Genomic DNA, 17004 nt, shown 5'->3' with positions numbered 1-17004 from the left:
ATGCAGATCAGTGACACGGTCAAGTACACCGACGGCAACATCCCCGCGGAGACCGCCGCCCAGGACCACCCGCTGGGCGAGGCGAGGCTCGGCTCGACCGGCACGCTGGGACTGCGCAGCCGGCTTCTCAGGGCGGCCGGCCACGGCCCGATCGACACTCCTGACCTCCCCTACACCACCGGTACCTTCCTGCAGGCATGAACGGGAGACGCTGCCGCCGCCCGGTCCCGCACCGCAGGTGACACAGGCTCGGAACGAGCGGAGGGCCGGGGTTCCCGGCCCTCTGCCGTGCGTGAAAAGGATCACGTAACCTGCGCCCATGCGAGCGATGTCGTCGGTCATCGTGGGGCGGGGCGCCGAGATCGACCTGATGAACGAGGCACTGGAGAGCGCCCGAAGACGCGCGGGGCGGGCCGTCTTCCTCGTCGGGGAGGCGGGGATCGGCAAGTCCCGGCTGGCCGGTGAGTGCGCGCTGCGCGCCTACGACCGGGACATGCCGGTGCTGCGCGGCCGGGCCACCTCCACCGGCCTCGTCGTGCCCTTCCGGCCGCTGGTCGAGGCGCTGTCGTCCCGGTTCCGCGCGGTCGGAGTGCCGGACGACCCCGAACTCGACCCCTACCGGCCCGCGTTGGCCGGCCTGGTGCCCGAGTGGCGGGCCGGGGCAGGAGCCCCGGGGTACGCGATCTCGCTGGTCGAACTCGCGGAGGCCCTGCTCAGACTGCTGGCGGTGCTCGGCCGTGAACGGGGCTGCGTGGTCCTGCTGGAGGACCTGCACGACTCCGACACCGAGACCATCGCGGTCGTCGAGTACCTGGTCGACAACGTCGCGGGCCTGCCGCTCCTCCTGGTCGGTACGCTGCGGCCCGACCCCGGCCCCGCCCTGGACCTCGCCCTCGCGGCGGAACTGCGCAACACCGCCGACCTGCGGGAGCTCGGCCCGCTGGACGAGGCCGCCGTACGGAACATGGTGGACGCCTGTCTGGAGGCCGGGCGGGGCGAGGTCCCCCCGGCCGCCCACCGCCACCTCTCCGGGCGGGCGGGGGGCAACCCGTACCTGGTCGAGGTGATGCTGGCCGACCTGCTGGACTCGGGGCGGCTGAACCGGGCCGACGACGGCTGGCGGTTCACCGACCGCGGCGAGGCCCTGGTGCCGACCGGCGCGGTCCGCAGCTGGTCGCGACGGCTGGACCGGCTCGACGAACCGGTGCGCGACCTGCTTCTCATCGCCGCGACGCTCGGCGGCCGGTTCTCCGTCGGCGCGCTCAGGGCCGTGACGGGCCTCGACGACCGCGCCCTCTTCGCCCATCTGCGGGCGGCCTCCGAGGCGGGCGTCATCGCGCCGGACGGCGCCGCCCACGACCACTACACCTTCCGGCACGTCCTGACCGCTGACGCGCTCCGGGCCTCCCTGCCGCCCGCGGAGCGGGCCGCCCTGGCCCACCGGGCTGCCACCGCCATCGAGGAGTCCGCCGAGGAACTCTCCGGCGAACAGCGCCAGCTGGTGGCCACCCTGCGGCTCGCGGCGGGCGACCGCGCCACGGCGGCCCGGCAGTTCGCCGAGGTCGGGCAGCAGATGCTGGACGAGGGCGCGTCGGGCTCGGCGGCCGTGCTGCTGGCCCGGGCGCGCGGGCTGGCCGACGGCACGTCACGGGACCGGATCACCGTCCGACTCGCCGTCGCGGAGGCCGAGTCGGGACGGCCCGACGTGGCGTCCGAACTCCTCGACGACCTGCCGCCCGCGCCCGCCGGGTCGCCGGCCGCCGAGGACCGGGCCGAGGCGCACACCCGGGTCGCCTGGGTCGCCACCATGGCGGAGCGGCAGGAGGAGGCACACCGCCGGATCCGTGCCGCACGGGCCCTGCTGGGTGCCACCCCGCGTCCGGAGCAGGAGGCGGCGCTGGTGGTGGTCGAGGGACACCTCGCACTCCTGCCGGACCCCACCGGCGGCGGCGAAGTCGGCGCCGGCGGCGGCGATCACGGCCCCCGGGGCGACGGGGACGACCGTGACGTCCGCGGCCACTGCGAAGGCCCCGCCGACCGGGACACCCGGGACCCCGGGGAGGTTCTCGACGACCTCGACGACCTCGACGACCTCGACGGCCTTTACGACCCCGAGGGGTCGGAGCGCCTGAGGACGGCGGAACGTTCAGCCCGGCGGGCGGCGCTCACCGCCGAGGACCGGGGCCGGCCGGTGGTCGCCTGCCAGGCGTGGCAACTGCTGGCGCTGCTCGCCCGGGAGCGCGGCTTCGACGAGGCCGACGCCTGTCTGGCGCGGATGCTCGCCGTCGCCGAGCGGCACCGGCTCGCCGCGTACCGGGCCGAGGCGCTGGTACGGCTCGGCACCAACGCGTTCATGCGGACCGGTGAGGCGGCCCGCCTGGAGACCGCCCGCGAGGCGGCCCGGGAACTCGGCTCGCTGACGCTGCTCCAGACGGTCGACGGGCTGCTCGCCATGCAGAGCGCCCTGACCGGACGGTGGCAACGGGCCCGGGACATCGTCGAACGGTCCCTGGAGGCCAGCGCGCGCGTGCAGAACCTGTCGGCACACCGCTATCTGCTCCTGGTCGACGCCGTCCTCGCCGCCCATCAGGGGCGGCTCCGCGAGCAGGAGCGCGCCGTGGCCCGCTTCCGCCGCGCGGGCGGCGGCGCGTCGATGCTCGTACCCCTCCAGCACGGGCTGTGCCAGGCGGTCGGGGCGCTGATGGGCGAGGACCGCGCGAAAGCGTCGGCGGAACTCGACGCGGCGCTGGCCTGGGAACGGGAGCACCCGAGTTTCTTCTACCTCAGCGGCCGGTACGGGCTCCGCGTGCTGCTGCGCGTCCTCGACGGCGCCGCCGACGGACCGGAGGCGTACCAGGAGGCGCTGGCCTCGCCGGGCGGCCAACTGGCCTGGAACCGGATGTTCCTGGGCCTGGCGGACGCGGTGTTACGCGGCCGGGACGGCGACCGGGCCGGGGCACGGCGCGCCGTGGCGGAGACCGGCCGGCTCGCGGAGACCTTCCCCCAGGGATGGCACCTCGCGCTGCGGCTGACCGCGGAGGCGGCGCTCGAGGACTCCTGGGGCGAGCCGGCCGTCTGGCTGCGCACGGCCGAGGAGTACTTCCACGAGGCGGGCGTCGTGCCGGTGGCGGGGGCCTGCCGGGCGCTGCTGCGGCAGGCCGGGGTCAGCGTCCCGCAGCGCCGGGGCGGCCGGGAACGCATTCCGGCCCGGCTGCGCGCCGCGGGCGTCACCCCACGCGAGTACGAGGTGTTCGTCCTCCTCGCGGAACGACCGGGCAACCAGCAGATCGCCCAGCGGCTGTGCATCTCGCCGCGCACGGTGGAGAAGCACATGGCGAGCCTGATGACCAAGAGCGGCTGCGCGGACCGCGCCGCCCTGTGCGCGCTGTCCGCCGCGGGCGCCGACGAGGACTAGCGCCGCGGCAGGCGGCGTCCGCCCGCCCGTGAAGGAGCGGCGTCCGGTGCGTGCTCTCCGGGGTCCCCCTGCTCGAAGAGCTCGGGGGAGCGTGCCGGGCGTCGCGACGGGACGGACACCGCCTGCCGCGGCACTGGCCGGGGCGTGTTCCGGACGTGGCGCCGTCCGCCCGCAGGCAGGGGCCGGCAGTGTCATACGGGGTCCCCTGCCCGAGCGGGGCCGAGAGCGCGGGGGAGCGCGTGGCCGCAAGACGGCGGGCCCCGGTACCGGGCCCGTCGGGGCGATCCGGGCAGTGCGGCGAACGAGCGTGCCCAGGACGGCCCGAGCCCGTCGACGGCGCCGGCCCGGGGGCGGTGACGCCGGTCTGGGGGCGCGGTGTACCGGTCATGGGGGGCGGTGCGGCGGGACATGGGGGTCGGGACCCCCATGACGCGCGCCGCAGTCGTATGAGTGTGCGGGTCAGGTACCGATGTGCGGGGGAGGCGGGCGACGGAGGATCGGGGCAACGCACGCTCCCCGCCCCGCCACCCGACGGAGGTCCGCCAGATGGCGCGTTCGACCGCGCAGCACGCAGCGCCACCCGGCACGCTCCGGTTCACCGTCCTCGGACCGCTCGCGGTCCACCGCGACGGCCGGCCGCTGCCCCTCGGTCCCCTGAAGCAGCGCGTCGTGCTGGCCGCGCTGCTCGGCTCCGCCGGCAGCCCGGTCTCCGTCGACGCGCTGACCGACGCGGTCTGGCCGCACGACCCGCCGCGCACCGCCCGCAAGAACCTCCAGGTCTACGTCAGCGCTCTGCGCGCCCTGCTCGCCGACGACGGCCCGGACGGCATGCCCCGGCTCACCCACACCTGCGGCGGATATCTGCTCCGCGTCGCGGAGGACGAACTCGACCTGCTGCGCTTCCGGTCCCTGACACGGGCCGCCGAGGGACAGCCGCCCGCCCCGGCGGCGCGGCTGCTGCGCCAGGCCCTGGACCTGTGGCAGGGGCCGCCCTACGGCGGGGACCTGCGCGGCTCACCGCTGCTGGCCGAGCTGGCGGAGGGCCTGGAACTGCGCCAGGTCACGGCCTACGAGGGGTGGGCGGAGGCCGAACTCGCCCTGGGCGGCGCGGCGGCGGTCGTCGAGGGGCTGCGCGACCTGGTCGAGCGGCACCCGCTGCGGGAGCGGCTGCGGGCGGCCTGGATGTGCGCGCTGAGCGGCTGCGGACGCCGGGCCGAGGCCCTCGCGGTCTACGACGACTACCGTCAGCTGCTGGCCCGGGAGCTGGGTCTGGAGCCCGGCGGCGCGATGGCGGCCCGCTACCGGGCGGTCCTCGCGGACGACACCGGCGCCGGTCCCGCCGGTCCCGCCGGTGCTGCCACGCCCGGTGTGCCCGGTGCGGCAGGGGGGCCGCCGGCCGCCGCCCCGCGTCACGCGGCCCCGGTCGCGCTGCCGCCCGACCTCGTCGACCTCACCGGGCACGGCGAGGAACTGCGCGACCTGTGCGACCTGCTGGAGGACGACCGCGCCGGGGTGGTGCTGCTGTCCGGCCCGGCCGGGTCCGGGAAGACCGCCCTCGCGGTACGGGCCGCGCATCTCCTCGAGGACCGGTTCCCCGACGGCCGGGCGTACGTCGGACTGCGCGACGCCGACGGCCGCCCGCGCCCCCCGGCCGCGGTCCTCGCCAAGCTCGCCCGGTGCCTCGGCCTGAGCGCCCTGCCGGGGCCCGAGGCATGGCGGGACTGGCTGGCGGAGCACCGTGCGCTGATCGTCCTCGACGACGTGCCCGAGGAACGCGCCGTGCGGTGGCTGCTGAGGCCCGGCGGGCGGGGGCGGACCCTGCTCACCGCCCGCGGTCAACTGGGCGGCCTGGCACCCGTGCAGCGGGTCGGCGTACCGCCGCTGGGCACCGCGGAGGCCCTCCAGCTGCTCACCGGGCTGGTGGGCCGGGGCAGGGTGCGGGCCGACCGCGAGGCCGCGCTGCGCATCGTGCGGGCGTGCGGCGGTTCGCCGCTGGCGGTCCGGGTGAGCGGGATGCGGCTCGCCGTCCTGCGGCACCTGCCGCTGCGGGAGTTCGCCGACCGGCTCGCCGATCCCGCCGGGGCGCTGGACGAACTGACCTCGGGCGACGTCTCCGTACGACGCCGGCTGGCCCACGGCTGGGAGGGGCTGCCGGAGGAGTCCGGCCGGGACGCGGCACGGCTGGCGGCCGGGACCGGCGACGGCCCGTTCGGGCTGGCCGAGGCCGCCGAGGCGCTCGGCTGCGACGAGCGGCGCGCCGTACGGGTCGTGGAAGCGCTCATCGACGCCGGGGTGGTCACCCAGCCCGGCGGCGAGGTGACCGCGCACGCCGCCCAGTACGAACTGCCGCACCTGATAAGGCTCTACATGCGCTCGGCCCACCCCGCCGACCCGGTCGCGGCAGCGGGCTGACCGGACCGGGCGGCTGTCACGGGGCGGGGGGCGCCGGGGTGCCGGGGGGCGGGGCGGGGAGGCCCGTGTGTCCGGCCAGGAAGGTCAGGCATTCCGCCTGGAGCGCCACGGCGCGGGAGGCGGCGCGGTCGCCGTGGCCGACGCCCCGTTCCAGCCGCAGCAGGACCGGCCCGGTGCCGGTCGACGCGTGCTGGAGCGCCGCGCACATCTTGCGGGCGTGCAGCGGATCGGTCCGGGTGTCGCCGTCCGCCACGGACAGCAGCACCGCCGGATAGGCGACCCCCGGCGTGACCCGGTGGTAGGGCGAGTAGCCGAACAGCACCGGCAGCAGCCCGGGGTCGAGCGCGCTGCCGTACTCGGGCGTCCAGCTCGGCCCCAGCCCCGACAGCTCGTAGCGCACCATGTCCAGCAGCGGGGACATGCACACCACCGCGGCGTACCGCTCCGGCTGCTGGGTGAGAGCCGCGCCGACCAGCAGGCCGCCGTTGGAACCGCCCATGACCGCGAGCCGGCCCGGTTCCGTCCAGCCCGCCGTGACCAGCGTGTCGGCGGCGGCCGCGAAGTCGTCGAAGGTGTTCTGCTTGTGCTCCCCGCTGCCCGCGCGATGCCACGCCTCGCCCTCCTCACCGCCGCCGCGCAGCCCCGCCCAGGCGAACACGCCGCCCGCCCTGACCCAGGCCAGCACCTGCGCGCGGTAGCGGGGCGACATGGTGCGGCCGAAGCCGCCGTACCCGGTCAGCAGGGCGGGGCGCGGCACGTCCGGGCGGCCGGTGGGGGAGATGACGAACATCCGCACCGTCGTGCCGTCCTTCGACGGGAAGGCGATCTGCCGGGTGACGGCACCGCCGGTCTCCGGGGCGCGGGCGGTGTCGCGTTCCCAGCGCACCGCGCGCCCGGTGCCCGCGTCGAAGCGCAGCACGCGCGGCGGCGTGACGAAGTCCGTGTACGCGAACCAGGCCGTGCCGCTGCCCGGCGGCCCGGCGGAGAAGTCGCCCACCGCACCGGTGCCGGGCAGCGGCACGGTCGCCACCTGCCGGCCCTCGGCGAGGTCGTGCACCGTCACCTCGGCCACCGTGGCGCGGGTCCAGGCGGCCAGGCCCAGCGGGCGCGCCGGGTCGGGGCCGGACAGCACGACGAAGTGCGTCAGCACCGCGTCCGGGCGTTCCGGCACCACCTCCCGCCAGGCGGCGGGACCCAGCTCCAGCTCGGCGGGGCGGCAGGCGACGACCCGGCCGCGCGGGGCGCCGCGGTCGGTCCGCAGCCACATCCGGTCCCGCGGGCCGGTGCCGGGCAGCAGGTGCAGCCGGGTGGCGTCCCGCATGCCCTCCTGGACCGGCCGCAGCAGCGGGCGTTCCAGGGGTCCGGCGGTCAGGTCGGCCAGATACAGGTCGGTGCCGCGGCCGGTGCCGAGGGTGGCCGTGACGGCGAGCCAGCGGCCGTCCGGCGTCACCGAGAGGCTGTAGAACTGCGTCTTGTCCCGGTCCTCGCCGAAGACCACCGCGTCCGCCTCGGGCGGGGTGCCGACGCGGTGCAGCCGGACGCGGCGGTGGTAGCGCTCCTCACCCGGGTGCAGCGCGGGGTCCAGATGCCGTACGTAGTAGAACGCCTCGCCGCCGGGCAGCCAGCCGACCGACGAGCGCCGTACCCGGTCCACCGGGCCGTCCACGACCGTGCCGGTGGCCACGTCGATCACCTGGAGCAGCGAGTCCTCCGTGCCGCCCCGCGACAGCTGGCAGGCCACCAGGTCGCCCTCCAGCGAGGGCTCCCAGGAGTCCAGCACGGTGCCGCCGGACGGGTCGAGGGCGACGGGGTCCAGCAGCACCCGCTCCGCAGAGCCGGAGCCGGAACCGGGGCTGAGGCCGGGTCCGGACACCACCAGTACGGGGTGTTCCTGCCCGGCGTCCTGCCGCAGCCAGAACATCCGGTCGCCGCGTACCTCGGGCGAGCGGACCCGGTCCACGGCGTGCAGGGCCGCCACCTCGTCCGTCCACCGCCCCAGCCCGGTCCAGGACGACCGCTCCGCCGCGTAGAGGCCGTCCTGCGCCGCGCTCCAGCGCCGGGTCCGTTCGGACGCCGGGTCCTCCAGCCAGCGGTACGGGTCCGGGACGCGCAGTCCGTGCAGTTCCTCCACGAGGTCCTGCCGGTCCGCGCGGGGGTAGGCACCCCGGGCCGGGTGCGTACCGGGGACCGCACGAGGTTCCACCGTCATTCCCCCATCGCTCCTTCCTGGCCCTCGTCCCGCACCGCGCCCGGGACGGGCGGAGCGGTCGACGAGGTGTGCGGCGACTTCCTCCGGCGGGCGGTGCGTCCGTCCCCGTCGCTGTGCGCGACCACCTCCAGGTCGGTGACCTCGAGGTCGGTGACGCCGAGGTCGTCGGCGTCGAGGCCGGTGAGGTCGTCGGTGCCGTCCGGGCCGGAGGACTCCGCCCGGTCGCCCGGGCCGGCGGCGCCGACCGACGGCAGGGCGAGGCAGGCGTAGACCCCGGAGGCGACCACGACCAGGCCGGACATCGCGAAGATCATGTCGTACGGCCCGAAGCGGAGCCCGCCCACGGAACCTCCCACGTCCCGCAGCACCGAACCCGCCAGCCAGCCGGACAGCACCGCGGAGAGCATCGACGCCAGCTTCGTCACCGGATAGAACACGGCCATCACCCGGCCCCGGTACTCCGGTGGCGCCGCCGCCAGCAGCAGCGGGGCCATCGCGGTGTTGAGGACGGTCAGCGGCACGGTGAACACGAAGAGCAGCGCGATGCCGCCGACGAAGCTGCTCTGCCGGGAGTAGGCGACCAGCAGCACACCGCTCACCAGCAGGCTGATCCAGGTCGTGCGGCGTGCCCCGAACCACTTCACCACCCGGCCCGCGCACAGCGCGCCGGTGATGCCGCCGATCCCCATGGCGGTCCCGAGATAGCCGTACAGATGGGCGTCCGCGTGCAGGTTCGCCGTGGTGAAGAAGACATTGAGGGTGTTGATCGCGCCGATCCCGAACTGACCGATGACGGTGAGCAGCAGCAGCGCCATCAGGAACCTGCTGCGCGCGAAGAACCGCAGTCCGTCGGTGAACTCCCGCCGCACACCGCTCCGCCGGCTCTCCCGCGCGGCGCCCGTCCCGCCCGCGGAGCCCGCGCCACCGTTCCCGGCGGGCACCTTGATGGAGCGGATCGCGACGTACGACACCGCGTAGGACAGCCCGTTGAAGAGCAGCGCCCACTGGAAACCGGCGGTGAACATCAGGGGCGCCGCCAGCGGCGGTCCGATGATCCAGGCGGTCTCCCCGCTCGCCTGCGCGATCCCGGCCGCCCGCGCCCGGTCGGTGTCCGTGGTCACCAGGTCCGCGAGGATCGCGAACCGGGCGGGGGAGAAGAACTGCCCCGCGGTGTGCAGCAGCAGCACGGTGACGTAGACCAGGGCCAGCCAGACGCCGACCGGCAGGGCGCCGGACGGCAGCAGGGTGAACGCGGTCAGCACCGCCACCAGCACACCGCGCACCGCCTCGGTGCGCAGCATGGTGGCGCGCTTGTCCCAGCGGTCGACGAACACGCCCGCGAGCGGGCCCACCACCAGCACCGCCACGCTGGACGCCAGCACGATGCCGCTGACCGCCATCGGCGCCCACGCCCGGCCCTTGCCGAGGACGGTGGCCACCCACAGCACCAGGGTGGTGCTGAAGACGGCGTCCCCGACGGACGACACGGCCTGCCCGAACCACAGCCGGGTGTAGTCGGGGTTGATCACGGTCAGACGCGGTCGCACGACGGCCTCCCCGGCAGGACGGTCAGCGCCATCAGGGCGGTCACCAGGGTCGTGTGGTACGCGGCGGCGAAGAACTCCCCGGCGCCGGCGACGGGTTCGGCCGGCTCCGCCGCCCGGAGCGCGGCGGAGCGGCCCGGCAGCGCGCCGTCGGGGCGCTGGGCGCGGGCCAGGCACTCCACCGCCGCGGCGCCCGAGGCGGTACGCGCCGGATCCTCGCCCAGGACGAACTGGGTGAGGACCAGCTCCGCCGCCAGGTCCCACAGGTCGTGCTCGGCGCAGTGCCCCAGCATCCGGTCCGTCAGGTCGAGCGCGTGCGCGCGCGTCCCGTCGTCCAGGACGGGGGCGGTGCGGCCGAAGTCGCCCAGGTAGAAGGCGGTGTGGGTGAGCGCGTAGGCGCGTGGCACGGACAGCGGCGCGTTGTGCCCCGGCGCCGCACCGGCTCCGGGCGGCTCGGCGCGGAAGGCGGCCAGCGGGCTGCGGGGGAGGAGGTCGGCGTACGGCTCGACGGTGTGCGGCACCCCGGCCTTGTCCGCGTAGTAGCGCAACTCGACGCGCTGGTAAGGGGACTTGCCCGCCGGGGAGAGGACAGCGGGGTCGAGCGCGGTGACCGCGGCCCGGCAGAGCGCGGTGTCGATCCCGTCGGGTGCCAGCGCCGCGTAGGCCAGCGCGTAGGTGGCCGCCCAGCCGGGGGCGGCGGCGAAGAGGCCGGGGAACTCCGGGTCCTGCCACAGCTTGCGCAGCAGAGCCGTCGCCCCGTCCAGCTCCGCCGGGGCGCCGCCCGGGCGGGCGGCGGCGCAGTGGCACAGCAGCGCCAGCTCCAGCGCGGCCTTCGCCGCCTTCGCCGTCCTCGCCGTGCCGTGCGTCGCCGTGTCGTGCGTCGCGGTGCCGTGGGCCGCCGGGCGGGGGCCCGGCGGGAACGGGTCGAAGTGCTCCACGTGCCGCGCCAGCCAGCCCACCGCCCCGGCCGACAGGCGTTCCAGCGTGGCGGCGGTCGTCGCAGCCGCCGCGGAGGTGCTCGGCATCACCGCCGTGGAGGTGCTCGTCACAGCCGCCCCGTCTCGTCGAGGTGGTCGAGCAGCGCGGTGTCGACGCGGTCGCGGAACCGGGCCAGGGTCCGCGCGTCCTCGTCGTAGCGGTACAGGTCCTGGCAGGCGATCCAGCGGTCCCGGGTCACCGCGGACGGCAGATAGCCGTCGGTGACCGAGCCGACCTCCCAGTCCGGCTTGCCCGCGGTCTCCCAGCAGCTGGCGAGGGTGCCGTCGGCGCTCACCACCGCGCCGTAGCGGCCGTCGGTGTGGCCGCAGGTGACGCACGTCTTGCGGGGGCCGGGGCGGCTGACCGTGAACCCGAGGTCCAGGGCCCGGCGCTGCCACCGGGTGAAGGCCCCGGCCAGCTCCCCGGTGTGCAGCAGGCTGTTGGCGTAGCCGACGCCCACGTCCCCGATCCGCGCGAAGTACAGCGTGCACCGCCGCGGGTCCAGTTCCGCGGCGAGCCGGTCGACGAGCGCGTCGACCCCGTCGTACGTCTCCTGGGAGACGTTGACCCGCAGCGTCCAGCGCAGCGGGGACGCCTCGGTGGCCCGGGCGATGTTGCGGACGATCTTGTCGAAGGTGCCGCCGCCGTCCGCCCGGCCGATCCGGATCCGGTCGTGGTCGGCACGGTCGCCGTCGAAGGTGACCTGCACATGGGTCAGCCCGAGACCGGCGAGCCGCCGGGCCAGCGCCGGGGTGAGCAGGGTGGCGTTGGAGATCATCCAGGCCGACGCCGGCGCGATCCGCGCGGCCCGCTCCAGCAGTTGTGCGCAGCCGCGCGGGTTGAGCAGCGGCTCCCCGCCGAACAGCAGGATCCTGAGCCGGTCCAGACCGGCGGCGGCCATCTGCCGCCCGGTGAAGGCGAGGATGTCGTCGATCGTGTCCGCGGTGAGACGGCTCCGGGCGATCCGCGGCGGCCGGCTGCCGCCCGCCAGGTCCTGGGCGGTGTTCTGGAAGCAGTACCCGCATCCCAGGTTGCAGTGGGTGCTGGTGAGCACGGTCAGCGCGTACGCGCGGACGGGCGGCGCGGTCAGCATGCCGCTGTCGCGCAACTGCCGCTCCGCCCCGGGGCGCAGCGCGCCGTCCGCCGTCAGATGGCCGTCACGCAGCCGCGCCACCCCGCCCGGGCCGACGAACCACCAGTTGCGGGCCCCCTTCAGCAGCCGGGCGCCGCACGCGGCGGCGGACGTCCCCGCGGGGTCCGGCTGCCCGGACACCGCCGCCGTGCCCACGGCCGTCGCGCTCATGGCCGTCGCGCCCACGGGCACCGTTCCCACGGGCACCGCCCGGTCCGCGCTCATCGCCTGGTCGATGCTCACCGTGCCTCCCCCGTACCCGTCGCGGCTGCCGCGGCCGTCGCACCCACCAGGGCGGGCGTGCCGGGCCGGTCCCCGAGGACGGTCAGCGCGGCCAGCGCCGTGACCAGGGTGGCCTGGTAGGACCTGCGGAACCGGTCCGTCCCGGTCGCGTCCGCCGCGGCCCGCCGCCCGGCCGACCGTCCCGGGATCGCCCCGTCCGGGTCCTGGACTGCGGCCAGCAGCCGCAGTCCCGCCGCTCCCGAGGGCGTGTCCCGCGGGTCGGCGCCCAGGCAGTGCTGGGCGAGGACCAGCTTGCCGAGCAGGTCCCACTCGTCCAGCTCCACGCAGTGCTCGGTCAGCCGCGCCACGACGGCGAGCGCGCGCCGCCGCTCCTCGCCGGTCAGGCCGGGCTCGCGCAGGCCGAAGTCGCTCAGGTAGAACACCGTGTGCGTGACCACGCAGACGTCCAGTTCGGCCGTGGGAACGGCGTCCGCCCGGGCCAGGAGGCTCGCCGCGTACAGCTCCCGGTACGGGGCGAACTCGTGGTCGGCGTGCGCGAGATCGGCGTAGTACCTCGCCTCCAGATGGAGGTAGGGCGGCTTGCGGCGCGGGGCCAGATAGCCGTCCGACGCCAGCCGGTCCGCCACGGCGCGCGGCGCCCCCGGGCCCGCCCCGGCCGGGGCCAGGGCCGCGTACATCAGCTCGAACTGCCGCGCGTACCGGCGGTCCAGGGTGAGCTGGCGCGGGAACTCGGGCCGCAGCCACACGTGTTCGACCATCGAGGTGACGTCGTCCAGGGCGGGGTCCGCCGGGCCGGACAGCTCCCAGCAGCGGCGCAGCAGGGCGAGTTGCAGAAGGGCCTTGACGCGTGGGGTCACCGGCAGTTCGGCGTGCCCGGCCGGGGAGTCGAGATAGCCCGCGTGCCGCGCGATCCAGTGCCGCGCGCCCGCCGACAGAGTCCTCACGGCCTCATCGAGGCCGGCTGATCGCGTACTCATGGTCCTCCTTCGGGGTCACGGATACCCGGGCGACCCGTTCGACGATGTCGGCCGCGCGGGCCGGGCCGTCCACCGCGGCCAGCCGCTCGCCCAGCGCGCGCGCACGGGACCGCAGCCCGCCGTCGTGCCACACCCGCTCCAGCGGTTCCGACGGCGACGCGGCCGGCCGGTCCGGATCGGACGGCGGCGCGAGAGAGGCCGCGCCGGACCGCGGCGCGGCCGGTGAGGCCGTACCGGACGGCGGCCGGGCCGGGGAGTTCGAGAGGCGCGCCGCCACCCCGGCCCGGACACAGGCACCGGTGAGCAACGGCTGCTCGGAGCCGTTGGGGGACAGCACGAGGGGCCGGCCGCGCACCAGGGCGGCCAGCACCGGGGCGGAGGTCCCGTTGGCCAGCACCGGTCCGGCCAGGTCGACGAGCGGCCCCATCCACGGCTTGCGGACCAGCAGGACGTCGGCGTCCGGCGCGGGGCGCGGGTCGGTGGAACGGCCCTGCTCGACCACGGCCTGGAAACGGCCGCCGGTGAAGAGCTCGTTGAGCCTGGGCCACAGGCTTCTGCCGCCGAAGAAGCGGCCCAGATGGACGTAGACGACGGGTTTCGCGGAACGCGCCAGACGCTCCCGCACCGCCTCCACCTCCCCGGGCTCGGGCGCCGGCTCCCAGGGGAGCGGACCCACGTGGTGGACCCGGTCGGGAAGCGACGCGCCCGGATACTCCAGCGCCGGGTCACCGCGCAGCAGCAGCGCGTCGCCCGGCAGCGGATCGTCCGCCCAGCGGCGGGCCCGGCCCCCGAGACCCGCGGCCTCCCGGGTCTCGGCGAGGAGCCGCAGGCATTCCAGGGTGCGGCTGCGGCGGGTGCGGCCCAGGTGCGGTTCACCGGCACCGCCCGCCCGGTAGTCCCACAGATGGACCGTCAGCCCGACGACCACCACCGGCAGGTCGAGGGTCTCGGCGGCGAGCAGCGCGCCGTTGCACAGCACGGAGGTGACCAGCAGGTCGGCCCCGGTCTCCCGGGCCGCCCGCAGCGTCGCCCGGTACTGGGCCAGACCGGTCTCCCCCCACCAGGTGGCGGAGAACGCCCGCCGCCCGCCGTACTCCTGCGCCGGTACGAACGCCATCCCGGCCTCGGCCGCCACCGGACCGGCACCGGACCTGCCCAGCACGGTGACCCGGTGGCCGCGGCCTTGCAGGGCCCGGCCGACGGCGATCGCCGGGTAGAGGTAGCCGCCGTCGCTGAGCGGGCAGAGCAGGATCTTCATGGCGTGCGCGCTCCCTCGTGCGTGGCAGGTGGTACTGGACGGACACGGACACGGACGGGGCCGCGGGCCCCCGCCCCGGGCAGGAACTGCCAGGAGCCGGGGCCCGCGCGGTGCTCAGAAGCGACGGAGTCGCGTCAGTTGAGGTCGGAGGAGTTGTTGACGATGCAGCCGGCCTCGGCCTCTTCCTCCTCGCTGTGGGCGACGACCTCGATCTCCTCGTTGTCCTCGAGCGGCTTCGGGTCGGTGTTCTCGGCCATGGGAGTCCTCCTCGGTTGGACGGCGTCGCTGCGCCGGCTGAGAAGAAAGCTAGAACCGCCCGGTATGGGAACGCCTGGTCACCGGTTCGCGGCCGGTAAACGGCCACCTTCCGGCCCCGGTACGGCATCGGTACGGCCCGGGTCCGGTCCTCTCGGGAGGCCCGCGACCCCGCCCGCGGCCCGCCCCCGTCCGCGCACACCGGCACCGGCCTGCGCACATACCGATCACCAGGCGTCCGCGAACCGGAAGTCTGCCGCTCGCGGGCACGATCCCTCCATGGCTCCGCGCGCGGCACGGGTCCACCGGAGAGCACGGCAGCCCCCACGGCGGTCACGGCCGTTTCTTCGGCGGCGCCGCACGGGGACGACAGCCCCGCGCCCCCCGCGACCCCGTGCGCAGGGGCCCGGGGCCGGCCGGGGAAGAGGACCGAGGAGGCGACGTGGAACTGGCGGAACTCGTCGGACTGCGGCCGGTGCCCTGCGGCGGCCTCCTGGTGACGCTCACCCGCCGCTGCCCCCTGAGCTGCGCGCACTGCTCCACCGACTCCTCACCGGCCGCCGCCGAGCGCCCCGACCCGGAGCAGCTGCTGCGCTTCGTCGGCTCCTTCGGCGTCCACGACCGGCCGGAGGTGGTCATGCTGACCGGCGGCGAGCCCCTGCTGCTGCCCGAACTGACCGCCGACCTCGCCGCCCTGGCCCGCGCCAAGGGCTCCCGGGTCGCTCTGCTCAGCGGCATGTTCTTCGCCCGCGGCGGACACGTCCCGGCCCGGATCATGCGGGCCGTCACGGCCCTCGACCACTTCTCGGCCAGCATGGACGTCCACCACGAGCGTGAGGTCCCGCGCACCGCGGTGCTCGGCGCGCTGCGCACCGTGCTCGACGCCGGGGTCCCCGTCAGCGTCCACCTCACCGGGACCGGCCCCGACGACCCGTACCTCGCCGACGCCGTCGCGGACCTCCGGCGCGTCTTCGCCGACCGGGTTCCCGTGCTGGTCAACGAGGTCCGCCCGGTCGGCCGCGGCGCGCGCCTGGTCCCCGCCTCACCGCCCGGCCCGGACGGCTCGCTGACCGCTCCCTGCACCCTGGCGGCCTGGCCGGTCGTCGCCTTCGACGGCACCGTCGCCGCCTGCTGCAACCAGTGGACCGTGGACCTGCGCCCGGTGCCCGCACACCTGCGCCTCGGCCACATCGCCGACGACGACTGGCCCGCCGTCCGGGCCCGCTCCCTCGGCTCGCCGGTGCTGCGGATGCTGCGCTCCGTCGGGCCCCGCCGGCTGCACGCCCGGTACGGCACGTCGCCCGCCCCCGACGGCTACTGCCGCAGCTGCCACGCCCTCGCCGACCGGCCCGACGTGCTCGCGGGCGCGGCCCGCGACGCCGGCGGCAGGGTCGGTGAACTCCTCGACCGCCTCGGCGCGCAGGCACAGGTCGCCGCCGGCCCCGCCGCCCTGGTACGCCGTATGGGCTGCGCCGCCTACGCCCACCTGATCGATCCTCGTCCCGCGCCGCCGGCAGAGCCGGTGAAGCCGGTCGAGCCCGCCCGGCCCGCCCCGTTCGCGCGGTCCGCGCAGTCCGCGCGGTCCGTTCAGGAGAGGACACCCCGGTGACCGCCCCCGCGTCCCTGGCGCTCCGTACCAAACTCTCCCCGACAGCCCCCGTGCTGCGGGCCGCCACCGCCGCCCTGTGGCGCCCCGGCGGACTGCGCGAGCGCTACCTGCGCTACCTGACCGCCATGCACCCGCTGGTCCGGGCCTCCGTACCCCTGCTGGAGCGGGCCGCCGAAAGGTGCGCCGCGTACGGCGGGTCCGCCGCCGACGGCCTCTCGGCGTACTGCGCGCGGCACGCCGCCGAGGAGCGCGACCACGACACCTGGCTGCTGGAGGACCTCGCCGCCGCGGGAGCCGCACCGGCCGCCGTCCCCCACCCGCTCGTCGTGGAACTCGCCGGCGCGCAGTACTACCGCGTCGAGCACGGGCACCCGGTCGCCCTGCTCGGCTACATCGCCGTCCTGGAGGGCAACGCCCCCGCACCCCGGCTCGCGGACCGTCTCACCGAGGCCACCGGACTGCCCGCACGGGCCTTCCGCACCGTCCGCGAGCACGCCGAACTCGACGACGGCCACCTCGACGACCTCTACCGGGTGCTCGACGGACTCGCCCTGCCCCCGCACCTGCAGACCGCCGTCTCCGTCAGCGCCCTGCACACCGCCCACCTCCTCACCCGGCTCTTCCTCTCCCTCGCATCCCCCACCCCCGCGTTCCCCACTCCCGCAGCTGCCCCCACCGCACCCACCACCCCCGTATCCGCCGCCCTCGCCGCCGCATCCGGAGGACACCCGTGACCGACGACACCGCCCCGGCCGGGCCCAGCCTGGCCGCCCTGACCGCCGCCGGATTCAACGTCGACGCCCTCAGCGAGGAGCAGCACGAGGTGCTGCGCGCGCTGACCCCCGAGGAACTCGCCCTGCTCGTCGACATCCGGGGACGCCTCGACGCGGCGGCCCCCGAGGTGCAGGCGCACGCGGACGTGGCCGGCGGCGCCCTCTTCTGATCCGGCCGCCGCCCGCGGTCCCGCCCCCC

The 17004-nt window shown here is 76.2% G+C and carries 13 protein-coding genes; 6 read left to right on the top strand and 7 right to left on the bottom strand.

Going from position 1 to position 17004, the window contains the following annotated elements; genetic code table 11:
- The 3 genes from ABZ862_RS18205 to ABZ862_RS18195 all read left to right on the top strand — a co-directional run bounded on the left by ABZ862_RS18205 (position 1) and on the right by ABZ862_RS18195 (position 5827).
- A complete protein-coding gene (locus tag ABZ862_RS18205; RefSeq protein WP_360959108.1) occupies positions 1 to 201 on the top strand; it encodes a hypothetical protein in 201 nt (66 codons plus the stop codon).
- A gap of 118 nt (positions 202 to 319) precedes the next feature.
- Positions 320 to 3415 carry an AAA family ATPase gene (locus tag ABZ862_RS18200; protein ID WP_360959105.1) on the top strand — a complete coding sequence of 1032 codons (3096 nt, stop codon included), beginning with the start codon at positions 320 to 322 and terminating at the stop codon, positions 3413 to 3415.
- Positions 3416 to 3961: 546 nt separating this feature from the next.
- Positions 3962 to 5827, top strand: coding sequence for a BTAD domain-containing putative transcriptional regulator (locus ABZ862_RS18195; protein ID WP_360959102.1), 1866 nt, complete (start codon positions 3962 to 3964; stop codon positions 5825 to 5827).
- A 16-nt stretch (positions 5828 to 5843) separates the two neighbouring features.
- On the opposite strand, the gene ABZ862_RS18190 is transcribed toward ABZ862_RS18195, so the two are convergent.
- The 7 genes from ABZ862_RS18190 to ABZ862_RS18160 all read right to left on the bottom strand — a co-directional run bounded on the left by ABZ862_RS18190 (position 5844) and on the right by ABZ862_RS18160 (position 14425).
- Positions 5844 to 8036: a prolyl oligopeptidase family serine peptidase gene (locus ABZ862_RS18190; protein WP_360959099.1), complete on the bottom strand. Its 2193-nt coding sequence runs from the start codon at positions 8034 to 8036 to the stop codon at positions 5844 to 5846.
- Positions 8033 to 9583, bottom strand: coding sequence for an MFS transporter (locus ABZ862_RS18185; protein WP_360959097.1), 1551 nt, complete (start codon positions 9581 to 9583; stop codon positions 8033 to 8035). The genes ABZ862_RS18190 and ABZ862_RS18185 overlap by 4 nt, the downstream gene beginning before the upstream one ends.
- Complete coding sequence (locus ABZ862_RS18180) at positions 9568 to 10629, bottom strand: hypothetical protein (RefSeq protein WP_360959095.1); 1062 nt, start codon at positions 10627 to 10629, stop codon at positions 9568 to 9570. The genes ABZ862_RS18185 and ABZ862_RS18180 overlap by 16 nt, the downstream gene beginning before the upstream one ends.
- Positions 10626 to 11915 carry a radical SAM protein gene (locus ABZ862_RS18175; RefSeq protein ID WP_360959370.1) on the bottom strand — a complete coding sequence of 430 codons (1290 nt, stop codon included), beginning with the start codon at positions 11913 to 11915 and terminating at the stop codon, positions 10626 to 10628. Before ABZ862_RS18175 ends, ABZ862_RS18180 begins: the two co-directional genes overlap by 4 nt.
- Before the next feature lie 14 nt (positions 11916 to 11929).
- Positions 11930 to 12910 carry a hypothetical protein gene (locus tag ABZ862_RS18170; RefSeq protein WP_360959092.1) on the bottom strand — a complete coding sequence of 327 codons (981 nt, stop codon included), beginning with the start codon at positions 12908 to 12910 and terminating at the stop codon, positions 11930 to 11932.
- Positions 12882 to 14168 (bottom strand): glycosyltransferase, encoded by a 1287-nt coding sequence (locus tag ABZ862_RS18165; RefSeq protein ID WP_360959089.1) that lies wholly within the window; start codon positions 14166 to 14168, stop codon positions 12882 to 12884. Before ABZ862_RS18165 ends, ABZ862_RS18170 begins: the two co-directional genes overlap by 29 nt.
- A 134-nt stretch (positions 14169 to 14302) precedes the next feature.
- Positions 14303 to 14425 (bottom strand): hypothetical protein, encoded by a 123-nt coding sequence (locus ABZ862_RS18160; RefSeq protein WP_360959087.1) that lies wholly within the window; start codon positions 14423 to 14425, stop codon positions 14303 to 14305.
- A gap of 440 nt (positions 14426 to 14865) precedes the next feature.
- Here ABZ862_RS18160 and ABZ862_RS18155 point away from each other — a divergent pair, with 440 nt between their 5' ends.
- From ABZ862_RS18155 to ABZ862_RS18145, 3 genes are read left to right on the top strand one after another with little or no spacing between them, the layout of a single operon-like run.
- Entirely contained in the window at positions 14866 to 16032 is a 1167-nt protein-coding gene (locus tag ABZ862_RS18155) for a radical SAM protein (RefSeq protein WP_360959084.1), read from the top strand.
- Entirely contained in the window at positions 16029 to 16766 is a 738-nt protein-coding gene (locus ABZ862_RS18150) for an iron-containing redox enzyme family protein (RefSeq protein ID WP_360959082.1), read from the top strand. Before ABZ862_RS18155 ends, ABZ862_RS18150 begins: the two co-directional genes overlap by 4 nt.
- Positions 16763 to 16975 (top strand): aroma-sacti cluster domain-containing protein, encoded by a 213-nt coding sequence (locus tag ABZ862_RS18145; RefSeq protein ID WP_360959079.1) that lies wholly within the window; start codon positions 16763 to 16765, stop codon positions 16973 to 16975. Before ABZ862_RS18150 ends, ABZ862_RS18145 begins: the two co-directional genes overlap by 4 nt.
- The last annotated feature ends 29 nt before the right edge of the window (positions 16976 to 17004 follow it).

This window comes from Streptomyces sp. NPDC047000, from assembly GCF_040644295.1.
Lineage (GTDB): Bacteria > Actinomycetota > Actinomycetes > Streptomycetales > Streptomycetaceae > Streptomyces.
This window is presented reverse-complemented; position numbering and strand designations above follow the sequence as displayed.